At 26.4% G+C, this 11,964-nt stretch carries 12 protein-coding genes; 3 read left to right on the top strand and 9 right to left on the bottom strand.

Features of this window, described 5'->3' with window-relative positions; all coding sequences use genetic code 11:
- Nucleotides 1-56: 56 nt before the first annotated feature.
- The 5 genes from DIC82_05645 to DIC82_05625 form a co-directional block, all read right to left on the bottom strand.
- Nucleotides 57-407 carry an IS66 family insertion sequence hypothetical protein gene (locus DIC82_05645; protein ID AWK50550.1) on the bottom strand — a complete coding sequence of 117 codons (351 nt, stop codon included), beginning with the start codon at nucleotides 405-407 and terminating at the stop codon, nucleotides 57-59.
- Nucleotides 400-723 carry a hypothetical protein gene (locus DIC82_05640; protein AWK50549.1) on the bottom strand — a complete coding sequence of 108 codons (324 nt, stop codon included), beginning with the start codon at nucleotides 721-723 and terminating at the stop codon, nucleotides 400-402. The genes DIC82_05645 and DIC82_05640 overlap by 8 nt, the downstream gene beginning before the upstream one ends.
- Nucleotides 724-783: 60 nt before the next feature.
- Nucleotides 784-1,146, bottom strand: coding sequence for a transposase (locus DIC82_05635; GenBank protein AWK50548.1), 363 nt, complete (start codon nucleotides 1,144-1,146; stop codon nucleotides 784-786).
- A 246-nt stretch (nucleotides 1,147-1,392) separates the two neighbouring features.
- Nucleotides 1,393-3,144, bottom strand: coding sequence for a hypothetical protein (locus tag DIC82_05630; protein ID AWK50547.1), 1,752 nt, complete (start codon nucleotides 3,142-3,144; stop codon nucleotides 1,393-1,395).
- A gap of 62 nt (nucleotides 3,145-3,206) precedes the next feature.
- Nucleotides 3,207-4,322, bottom strand: a complete 1,116-nt coding sequence (locus DIC82_05625; protein AWK50546.1) for a hypothetical protein — start codon at nucleotides 4,320-4,322, stop codon at nucleotides 3,207-3,209.
- A 263-nt stretch (nucleotides 4,323-4,585) separates the two neighbouring features.
- Between DIC82_05625 and DIC82_05620 the strand changes: the two genes are divergently transcribed.
- Both DIC82_05620 and DIC82_05615 read left to right on the top strand, forming a co-directional pair.
- On the top strand, nucleotides 4,586-5,476 hold the full coding sequence (locus tag DIC82_05620) for a hypothetical protein (GenBank protein AWK50545.1): 891 nt from the start codon (nucleotides 4,586-4,588) through the stop codon (nucleotides 5,474-5,476).
- Entirely contained in the window at nucleotides 5,457-6,041 is a 585-nt protein-coding gene (locus DIC82_05615; GenBank protein AWK50544.1) for a hypothetical protein, read from the top strand. Before DIC82_05620 ends, DIC82_05615 begins: the two co-directional genes overlap by 20 nt.
- 446 nt (nucleotides 6,042-6,487) lie before the next feature.
- On the opposite strand, the gene DIC82_05610 is transcribed toward DIC82_05615, so the two are convergent.
- From DIC82_05610 to DIC82_05600, 3 genes are all read right to left on the bottom strand, one after another.
- Entirely contained in the window at nucleotides 6,488-6,775 is a 288-nt protein-coding gene (locus tag DIC82_05610) for a hypothetical protein (protein ID AWK50543.1), read from the bottom strand.
- An 80-nt stretch (nucleotides 6,776-6,855) separates the two neighbouring features.
- Nucleotides 6,856-7,236, bottom strand: coding sequence for a hypothetical protein (locus tag DIC82_05605; GenBank protein AWK50542.1), 381 nt, complete (start codon nucleotides 7,234-7,236; stop codon nucleotides 6,856-6,858).
- 70 nt (nucleotides 7,237-7,306) lie between these two features.
- Entirely contained in the window at nucleotides 7,307-9,103 is a 1,797-nt protein-coding gene (locus DIC82_05600) for a hypothetical protein (GenBank protein ID AWK50541.1), read from the bottom strand.
- 103 nt (nucleotides 9,104-9,206) lie between these two features.
- Here DIC82_05600 and DIC82_05595 point away from each other — a divergent pair, with 103 nt between their 5' ends.
- Complete coding sequence (locus DIC82_05595) at nucleotides 9,207-9,401, top strand: hypothetical protein (protein AWK50540.1); 195 nt, start codon at nucleotides 9,207-9,209, stop codon at nucleotides 9,399-9,401.
- Nucleotides 9,402-9,645: 244 nt separating this feature from the next.
- Here the strand turns inward: DIC82_05595 and glmS are convergent, their stop codons facing one another.
- Nucleotides 9,646-11,472 (bottom strand): glutamine--fructose-6-phosphate transaminase (isomerizing), encoded by a 1,827-nt coding sequence (gene glmS / locus DIC82_05590; GenBank protein AWK50539.1) that lies wholly within the window; start codon nucleotides 11,470-11,472, stop codon nucleotides 9,646-9,648.
- Between the last annotated feature and the right edge of the window lie 492 nt (nucleotides 11,473-11,964).

Raw genomic sequence — 11,964 nt, 5'->3', positions numbered from 1 at the left:
CCTCAATTCCGAAACTTGTAAAAGTTCAAAATTAAGGGTTTACAGCGATATTTGTTTTAAAAGCTATTTCTTACTTCAATTGGCTTAAATTTAGACTTAGTTCTAACTTCATATCCCATAAGCAGCCATTTCAATTCTTCTTTGTTAATTTTAAGAGCTTCGTCTGGAGTCATCGGCCATTTCAATTTATTATTTTCAAGTCGAAAATAGTACAGCCAGAATCCTTCATCAAAGTGAAGTATCTTAATTCTATTCATTTGCCTATTGCAAAAAACAAACAAGGATTTTTCAAACGGATCCAGTTTTAGCTGCGTTTGCACAATCACGATTAGTCCATCAATACTTTTTCTCAAATCAGTTATTCCACACGCAAGATAAACTGTATTAACTTTATTAAGATTAAACATTTGTAATCAAATCCTTAAGTAAAGTGCTCAAAACAGCTATTTCATTAGCCGGTACGTATATTTTAGTGGCTCCTATTTCTATTATTATATTAGGTCTATCAGCTGGAACTACGGTGATTTCAGTTGTTACTTTTTCTTCTCTCATTGAAATTGCATGAAACTGTAAATTATTATCTTCATTCTTAAATTTCTTTTTATAGTAATGAAATTGACTTTTAGTAATGTGATTTGCATTGCAGAAAGTTCCTAACGTTCCTTCGTAAGAAGAAAAGGTAGCAACAATTTCTCTCCAATTTATCTTTTCATTATTATTCATGTAAATAAACCTCCATTGTTAAAATCTATGTTAATTTTAACAATGAAGGTTTATATTTATCTATCCGTTAATTTTTTTACGCTTACAAAAGTCTGTTGTCATTACAGTTTTTTTCTTACTATTCATTGGAGGATGGTTTACTCCAATCTCATTAGCTCTTAATATGGTTTCCTCTAAAGGTAATAATGGATATTGCTCTCTAATATCAATCACATTGTCATCCCATTGTGCTAGAACAAAATAATATAGCTCTAAATCAGACATCAGTTGATATATCCTTCTATTCTTCCAACCAACAATTCTATGAACTCTACCACAAGAACCAAATTCATGAACCTTCAACCACGGTTTGTACTCTTCAAATTTTCCCAAACCTCTTTTTTCTATAAGTCTATACTTATCAGTCTTTCTATTTTTTGACATGCCGATTCCTCTCTAAAAACAAAAAAAACAGTTAAAAAATAATTTTCACGTTGCTTATTGTCAACGTCACAAATTTTTTTTTAACTGTTTTGAAAAATCTCAATATTTAGTTCTATATGATTATATCTTAATTATTGACAGTTTGCAAAATAGTAATCATTTAAAATAATAATTTTTATTACAATTGAATCTCAGTGTAGTTATAATTCCACTTATTCTTGTCTTTTTAGCAACCTAATATACTATTTACTCTCTAAATTCAAGTCCTTTTTCTATCGTCTCTTTAAACTCTTCAAATATTGATTGATATTTTTCTTTATCTAATAACTGATATTTATTTTTTAATTCTATCAAGTTTACTTTATCATATTTCACGCCATTTAAATTTAATTCTTTTATTTTATCATTATATTTCATGCTGTCTATTTGCATGCAACTTAAAATTAATTGCGTATTTTCTGGTCTATTATCTCTAATAAATTCTAATATCCTTTTAGTATTTTCCTCACTTTGCTCATCTTGTAATGGTGAATCTATAACTATAGGACAATCATATGTTGATGAATACTTTTTCATAACATGAAGTATTGAATAATAATATGCCAATAATGCTCTTGGTAAATCACTTCCATTTTCTTTAATCGTACAACTTATTGATTTATAATCTTCTTGTTCTAACATATTTACATTTAATTTATATAAATAATCTGTCATTAATTCTATGTAATATTTCTCTATTTCCTCTTTTCTTTCCTTATCAGTATATTTCCTCATATCTTTTTCTATATTTTTAACTTGTTCATTGTACTTTTCAATTACTTTGTTTATATCATTTAATTCTAATTTAATATTTTGTATTAATTTTTTTTCACCTATATTGTCTATATAATCTCTAAATTTAACTTCGCCTTTCTTATATGTTAATATATCTTCTATTACATATTTATCTTCGGATGTATCCTCAATTGTTTCCCGTAACTTCTGAATTTTACTTTCAATTCTACCTTTATCTTGTTTCAATGAAAGTATTAATTCATAACATCTATTTTCGTCTTGAGCAATCGCATATCTCTGTGAGAAATTGTTCTTATGTATTGTTCCGCATAACGGACACTCTATTTCTTCATCCAATTTCTCTGCATATTCTAAATCTTTATTTAAGTTATTACCAGTTTTCTCTGCTAATAATATTTGTTTATCAATAAGTCGTATTTGTGATTTTAATTCTAATATCTTTTCTTTATATGAATTTTCTTTATTCTTTATTCTATTTAGATTTTCTATCAATTCATCTATCTGCTCTTTAAACTCTCTAATATTTATGTTTAATTTAGCAATTCCATTTTCTTTGTTCAATTTTTTTAAATATACTCTATTAATTGTATTATATTCATCAATCTGTTCTTTTCTCTCTTGTATTTTTTGTGCTTTTTTAGATTTCAGATTATAATATTCGTTTGGTTTTATCCCTGTATGATATTCTATTAAATCTAATTTCCATTTTGTAAACGCATTAAGCTTATCGAATGAATTCCAACTTTTTTTCCATGATGAATCTTGGTCTATATAAAATGGTAAAAAATAATGCGAAGGAAATGGTACCTTCATTTCTTTTGATGATGAATGAATAAGTTTAATATTAAATGAAAAGAAATCTTCATAAAAAGCTGATAATTCATTTCCTATACTTGTGAATTTTTCTATTATCTCTAAATTTTGATTAAATAATATGACCAATTTTTCATATCTAAATATGCTATACTCTGCTCCATCTTTTATAAATTTAAGTAATGTAATAGGATTTATATTTCTCCAGGTTGGATGAAATTGAACTATGTCACACCCAAGTGCATGGTAAATACTTTTTATTAAACATGATTTCCCTGTATCATTATCTTTACTTGTAATTACGGTTGTATCTGCATCAAGGTTTATCCTTCTCGCACTTTTCTCTATTAATGATAGAATTATTAGCTCCTTGAATCTTAATTTTTTCATCTTTTTTTAACCTCATATTTCTAATCAATTTTTTAAAATTATCTATTTCCTTTATATCTATATTATTCATATGCAAACTCCATTAATATTATTGATTTTATATAATCTTCATCATAGATTTCATCTTTACCATATTTATCTAAAAAAACTCTATATGCTTCATTACAAAATTTCATATAGCTATTACAGTCATCCATATTAGAAATAATTTTACATATATCTCTTTTTACATCTTGCAAATATATATTATTAGCATCCATTCTTTCAATTTCATAGCTAGTCCAATTTTCTTTTAACTTTTTAACTTTTCGTATTCCTATTCCATTCTGTAATAAGTTATTTTCTATATTTTGCCAAAGTTCGTAATTCTTACTTTGATTAATCAACTTTTCAATTAATTGGGTAAAATACTTTTTCGATATTCCTTTAATCTTTATAATTTCTTCAAATGATTGTAAATTCCATTCGTAGTCATTTCTTTTTTCTAACTCACCAGCAAGCATTCTATATGCTACTGTTGCATTAACTTTATTGTCTACTTTTATATCATTAAAGGTTTCTGAAAGTTTACCAATTGTATATGTATCATGTCCATTTATACCCAAATCAGATACTTGAAAATTAGTTATGTCTAAAATTTCGCTTGTTATTTCTTCATTAAATTCTTCACGTATCTTTTGCGGAACTTTTTCTTGCGAAAATTCTTCAGTTAATTTTCTTCTCAACTTATCTTTTTCAGCATCTGTTACTATACTTAGACATATATTATTATAATTTTTACTATCCCCATATACTTCTGCCAATTTAAAATTATATTTTGCATTAGTAATAAAGTTAATTTCTATTTTTTGATTTAAAAATAGTATTCTATTATAAACAAAATTCCCAATTATTGATTGTATTTCATTTGTCCCTCTTTTTATCAAAGCATTTAAGCTCCAACTTGAATCTTTTTTTGTCTTTATTTGATAAAATATTGCTTTATTAGGTTCTTTATCAGAATCAATTATTAATATATCATCATGAAAATCTAATATTAATACATATTCTTTTCCACTTAATTGCAGTTCTAATAATTTACATAAAGCCCAATCCTTTTGATATTGAAATCTATTTGAACTACTACTTCCACTGTTTTCCCTTGGTTTGTTCATCACCAATGATTCTCTTAATTCCATTCATTCACCTACAGACTAAATATTTTTATCTCATCTCAATGATACAATTTTTTCTATTTTTATTCAATATTTACTAAAGTATTTACTAAAAAATTTTCATTAATATTTACGAGGATATACTTGGTAAATGCAGAACACCTAAAACACCTACTTTGAAAAGCTACTATTTACTTTGGCTTATATGTTAAATAAATCTTTATATGTACCATTATATATTAAAAGGTGTTATTATAAAATAAAGGTAAAAAAAGGGGGACAAAAAAGTGTCAGAGAAAAGAGAAAAAGCAGTCTTCCCAAAGGAGTTATTAAACAACTTTATTGAAGAAAATAATAAAAATTGGATAAATGAATACCGGAAAAATACAGATTATGATGAAGGTTACTACCAAGCATTAGAAAATTTTTTTAAATTCAATAAATACGCAAAAAAACCTTTTAACTTATTTAATATATCTGATGTAAGTGAATATATAGAAACTATGATTGAAAGTAAGTTTGGTACAAATAGAATTGATTTTATAATTTCTGATATAAATAGCTTCAAAAGATTTTTAATAGAAAAACATCCAGATATATTTAGTGAAAATCTTCTTAAAGATTTATTAGAATTAAAGATGGGTAAACCCGAAAAAAAATATATTGATACACAAGCATTAAATTTAGTACAGCTTAACTATACAAAGGAATTTATAAAATATAATATTCGTACAGAATATATTTTTGAAATTTTATATCAATTAAATATTCAGAAACAAGATATTAAAATGTGCTTACCTCAATATGCTGATAAAGAAAATATGGTATTCAAAAAAAAAGATAAAGTTATAAAATATAATTATAAAATACAAGAGCTTTTAGCCAAGATAGAGACAGTTGCTAATTTTAAAGCTACGTATGCAATGATTACTGACCATTTAGATAAAATCGAACAGTATCTTAGAATTAAAGGTGTTTATGCTGGAAATAAAAAATTAAGTTATCTTGATATTGCTAAGACACATGAAACTTATTTTATTAAATGTCCAAACTGTGGAATGGAATATGAAAATATATCCAGTAATTGGGCTTTAGCAAAAGTTGATTTTAGTGATAATTATTATTTAGTTTGTTCACAGTGTAAGGGGGAACCATTTAATGAGTATATTAAAGATTGAAACTATTAGCAATATTGAATCTGTTTTATCTTTATATGAAGTAAATAATAGCAATTCAATTTTAAAAGATACAATGATTGATAAAATTAATTCTATCAGTGAAATTAACCTTAATAGTTTGGAAAATTCTAATGAATTAATAAACAACCTTATTGAAGATGAAGAATTGGATGATTATATTAATGTTGACGGACCTGATGAAGAAATACAAGACCTAGATATAATAGAAGGATTAGAAGGTCAAGAGCAGTTAATACTTCATCTAAAAAGAGAGAGAAATACAAGATTTATGAAGAAATGCAAGCAATTATTTGCATTGAATGATAAATACTTACATTGTCAAATTTGCAATTTTAGCTTTTATGAAAAGTACGGTGATATTGGAATAAATTTTATAGAAGGTCATCATATATATCCTATATCAGAATTAAAATTAGAAACTAAAATTAAATCCACAGACATATTAATGGTTTGCTCTAATTGCCATAGAATGATACACAGAACATATCCCTGTTTAACAAAAGAAATGCTTATAGAGATTCTAAAAGGAAATATGCAGCAATAAAAATTTGGAGGGTTACATAAAAAACATATTTAGATTTTAATTCATTTAAACTCTTTTCAAAGCTCTTAAATTAAGATAAATATTCTTTTCTCTAGTTCAAAAAACAAATGATTCAGAGCATATATTTACTTTGTAATAAGCGATAATCTGCTTATATTCTCATTTTTAATTTCAAGCTATGTTTTAAATAATGTTTAATCTAAAAATAATTTTGAGTAGAATTAGAACTTATTTAATATAGCTATAATTTTTTTATTATGTCTTATACTAATTGTGATTTAAAGGATAGTCGTAGTTTCATAGCTGACCACTTTTCTTTTAGATTTTTTTCTGTCTTTCCATGAATATCTACTTGCTTTTCAATCTTTCAGGATTAAAAGTTTGTTTTTTAATTTACACTTAATTGAGTTACTGAATTAATATACCATTATATAACAATACAATTATTAAAGACTAGAAAAATTATATACTGCATCTACTTTTTCTTTTGTTTTGGCTATCGATTTTGTAGTAATTATAGTATCTATAACAAATGTTACAAATTCTAAAATAATATTAAATTCTTGTCCTTTATAATTTGAATACAATTTTAAAGTATCATTTTTAATATTATTTAGCGAACTTATAACAGTAACATCTTTGCTTCTGGTTGCGATAGCAAAATTTATTATTTTATCTTTTAATTCAAACCAAACTTCATTTAAAATCATTCTTTGTTCATTCGTTAATTCCATAGTAAAACCACCTTTAGCAAAAATAATAAATAAAATTATTATAGAATACTCACATCTCTCTGTAAATAAAATGAATTATTTTAAACTCTTTTCAAAGCACCTAAATCAAAATACACATTCTTAGCCTTAAATACTGGCGGAGAACTTAAGATAGTCTTTAAATACCAAATATCCTTTTCCCTAGCCCCAAAAACATATGGTTCAGTTAATACTAGCCTATCATCAGTTATCCATAAAGGAACGTTAATATCATTGTTTATAAAGAAATATTCTATTAAACATGTAGTCTTAGTTAAAAAGATTCTCTCAACCTCAGTTATTTCATTCAAATTCGGAACATTATTTTGCATGTACTCTATAAACTCATCTGACAATATATTTAAGTCATCCAATAAAATGTTCAATGCAAAATTTTCATCTGAATATTTACTTAATCTATCTAAATAATTATTTCCAACCACAACTCAACCTCCATAATAATAAAAAATAGTTCTTGTTAGCTAATATATCTAATTTGAGTATACATATTAATTATACGTTATGTTCATTTTTTACTTTCATTTCCATATGTTTCTTTATAAAGTTCTTTCTTATATTAAATTCACTAATTGTTTCACAATTCTTTTTTATAATTTCATTTACAAGTGGTAATCTTTCTAAATTCCTCCTATTACAAATCATATATTGATTCATCTTTTTAGCTATATATGTTTTAGTTATTCTTCTTGGTTTTTCCTCATTTTTTATTTTTTCTATGGCATTTAGTATTAATGGGATTAATTCTTTTTCTCTTTCTTCCCAATTTATATCTTTATAATCTACAGTAAATTCTGATACTTTAATTGCTTTCGGTAAATTTTCATTCCACCATTTTCTATCCCTAATATAAATCAAACTACATTCCTTTGATAGTGCTTCTTTAACTTTCTGTCTATTGGCTGTAGAATTTTCTTTTATAAAATTTAAAATATTATTCTTATATTCATCTAACACTTCATTTGATATTTTCTTTTCTACTGTTTTATATTCCATCCTATGTTTAGTATTTAACATATCAATAAGGCCTAATTTAGTAGCTTGTTTAATAATAGTATTTCTGTAACAACTCATTTGTCTTGCTATTTCACTTATACTGCATCCTTCTTTAATTAAATTCCTTAAAATATTCACCCATACTTCTCCAAACTCCTCTATTTTACCACATCTATTCTTATCACTTTCACATTTATCAGGACCTACTCTAGAATATGAGTACCCACATAAACAAGTAAATATACCTACAGGTTTCTTTTTAAAGTTTCTATACTTAATCTCTTTAATAACAGGTTGCTTATAGTATCTGCATACAGGATTTAAGCACATCCAAGGTCCTTCTCCAAAAGGCTTAATATTCTTCTTCTCATATATAATAAACTCTTCTATCCCACCAAATAAAAACCGTATAAACAATAACTGTCTTATTGGATGTATAAATCTACAACAATCAGTTAACATTAATCCAATCCAATTCTTTCTATTTTCCATATTGATATATGACTCTAAATGTTCCAAAAATTCTTTAGGATAGAACTCATTAAACTGACCTATTATTTTTTTTATTGGTATTCTTCCTCCTGATATTGAAAACCCCTTTTCTTCTAATTTATCTTTGTACTTTCTTTTTATAGAACTTGTGTCATATTCTTTCATACATCCATTTAATACATAATCAATATCTCTAGATAAATTTAAATATAAATCATTATACAACTCATTAATATTCAGCATCTCTAAATTGCTAATGTTAATTTTATTGATGTCTATATACTCACATCTCTGTATATTAGATGGGATACTACATTTATATAAACTTTCTTCATGAATACTACATATATAGTTTCCGGGAACTTGATAATTTCTATGAATATATGCCTCTCCATATTTTTCTTTATCCTCTTCATAACATTTAGGACATATCTTTATATTATCTTCTTCTTTAAATATATCTCCTGTATTTATTCCTATTTCCCCTATTAACCTTCTTGTATCTCCATCTTTAATATTAGAAATAATTTTATTAGCTCTCTCTTTTTCCATAAATGGTAAAAATAACGGTATTATAGTATTCCTGTTTATAACTTCATTTATTGTGATGTTCCACTCAATAGGAAGCTGTTTAATAAAATTCTCCATACATGTAGGATATAATATTGTAGATTTCACACACTCTTTACCAAACAGTTCTTTTGATATAGTAGTATGACCTATATCTCCATTTATATGTGAATATCTTGCAAACCAACTATAAGTGATTTCATTTGGATAGCAATTATAAAATATGCTTAACATTCATTTTCTCCTTAGTTTATTAAATATAATGTTGAAATATTATTGAGAATTATATATATATAGCTTAAAATGAAGATTATAAATAATATAAGGTGGTGTTAATATGTGTATAGAATTTAATGAATATGATGGAATTGATAATCATCATTTAAAATGTAAATATTGCGGACGGTTTATGAGACATAAAGGAAAAATTGAAGAACCTGATACTAACTGTGATAATTATGAATGTGAATGTGGTGCTGTAGCTCAAGTTAGTAATATGGATAGCGAACATGATGTTTTTTGGAGTAAATAAATCAAACTAATCTCCAATACCAACCTATGTAAAATACTAATAACATTGATTTAAAGAATATCTTAGATATGTATAATTATTCATCATATAAAAATAAGAGAGCGAAAACTCTCTTATTTTTATATATATTATTTTCAACATACTCTCAAATAGGTTACCGATTTTATTTTGCGGTTACCAACTTTATTTTACGGTTACCGACTTTATTTTGCGATAACATGAATTATTATAATTATATAATTTTTTATTCCACAGTAACTGATTTAGCTAAATTTCTTGGCTTATCTATATCGCAGCCTTTATCTCTAGCTGTATAATAAGCTAATAATTGTAATGCAACCACAGCTACTATTGGTGAAACTAAGTTAAGAATTTCTGGAATTCTAATTACTTTATCGAAAACTGATTCATCTAGTTCATCACCTTCGTAAGCAATAGCAATTACTTCTGCTCCTCTAGCCTTAACTTCAACTATATTACTTATCATCTTTTCTCTTAATGATTTTTGAGTTAATACTGCTATTACCTTAGTTCCTTTTTCTATTAATGCTATTGTTCCATGTTTAAGCTCTCCACCGGCATAAGCTTCTGAGTGAATATATGAAATTTCTTTAAGCTTTAATGATGCTTCTACAGATAATGCATAATCTGCACCTCTACCTAGATAGAATACATCTGTTTCATTAGCTAAAAGCTTTGCTATTTTTTCAACTTCTTCCGCTTTATCTAAAACTTCTTTAACTTTTTCAGGAACTAATAATAACGCTTCTTTTAATTCTTTCTCTAATTCCTTAGATAGCAATCCTTTTAATTCACTTAAATACATTCCTAATAAATACATTACAACTACTTGTGTTGTATAAGCTTTAGTAGAAGCTACTGCTATTTCTGGTCCTGCCATTGTATATATTACATTTTGAGCTTCTCTAGAGATTGTGCTTCCTACAACATTAGTTACAGCTAAAGTCCTTGCTCCACTCTTTTTGCAATCTCTAAGAACTGCTAGTGTATCAGCTGTTTCTCCTGATTGACTTAGGGTAATTACAAGTGATTTATTAGTTACTATTGGGTCTTTATATCTAAATTCTGATGCAATATCAACTTCTACAGGAATTCTTGCTAATTTTTCAATAGCTACTTTTCCCATAAGACCTGCATTATATGCAGTTCCACAAGCTACTATAAATATTCTATCTATTTCATTAAGTTCTTCTTTTGATAACTTAAAATCTCCAAGATTAACCTTGTGATCCATTGATACTCTAGAAGTCATTGTGTCTCTAATAGCCTTTGGTTGTTCGTTGATTTCTTTTAACATAAATGAATCATAACCGCCTTTTTCAGCTGCATCTTCATTCCAAGTTACTTTGAACACATCTTTTTTTATTTCTGTTCCATCTGAATTTAATATTTTAGCACCATCTTTAGTTATTAATACAAATTCTTTATCTTCTAAAAGATAAATATCTCTTGTATAACTTATTACTGCTGGAATATCTGAAGCAATAAATGTTTCATCTTTTCCAAGTCCAATAATCAATGGGCTATCTTTTCTTACTGCTATTAGCTTGTCTGGTTCTTCTCCACTTACTACTCCTAAAGCATAACTTCCTTGTAATCTCTCAGTAGCTTTTACTACTGCTTTGAAGAGATCTCCTTCATAATAGTAGTGTATTAAATTTGGTATTACTTCAGTATCTGTTTGAGATATGAATTCATATCCTTTTCCTTTAAGCCATTGTCTAAGTTCTAAATAGTTTTCTATAATTCCATTATGAACTACAGTAATATCTCCTTTAGAACTTTGATGTGGATGTGAATTAACGTCTGATGGTTCTCCATGAGTTGCCCATCTAGTATGTCCAATACCAACATTTCCTTCTGCTTTATTTTCGTCTAAATTGTCTGTTAAATTAGAAAGACGACCTTTATGCTTTACAATATTTACTTTTCCCTCATTAACAACAGCAATACCAGCTGAATCATAACCTCTATATTCTAACTTTGATAATCCATCTATTAAAAAAGATTTTGCTGATTTTTCTCCAAAATATCCAACTATTCCGCACATATTTATTCTTCCTCTCTTTTTTCATAATATTTAATTTTATTCTCTTTTTAGTTTCATCCTAGCTACAAGCATAAAAAGGCATAATAATCCTAGGAATTAAAAATAAAATAAAGGTTTTAACACCAAACTGAATTTGTACTGCAAATCACTTTACAGCTTTACCAGTCGTTTACGGTAGTGCGATACCGTGGGGCACCCGCCGAAGTTTCGATACTCCCCAACCTCGTCAACATAAGTGATAAGTGAGACTCTAAATCTATGATTTAGCTAGTCTAACTTAGTTAACTAGCTTTAGCTAGTTAACCTCCTTTAAAAATTTAGTGAATAGAGTTTCATTTTAAGAAATTCTTTTCCAAACTCTCTCTTCAACAACATAATTTCTACTGAATATTACTTATGTCCTGGCGCTTTCTTTACATCAAAATTTTTTCTCTTCTATATTTACCAACTCCTTTTTTTCTTTATTTTATACCTCTCTGCTTATTCTATCAT

The organism is Clostridium beijerinckii (assembly GCA_003129525.1).
GTDB lineage: Bacteria > Bacillota > Clostridia > Clostridiales > Clostridiaceae > Clostridium > Clostridium beijerinckii_D.
The sequence above is the reverse complement of the archived record's forward strand: the minus strand, read 5'-3'. Positions and strand labels throughout refer to the sequence as shown.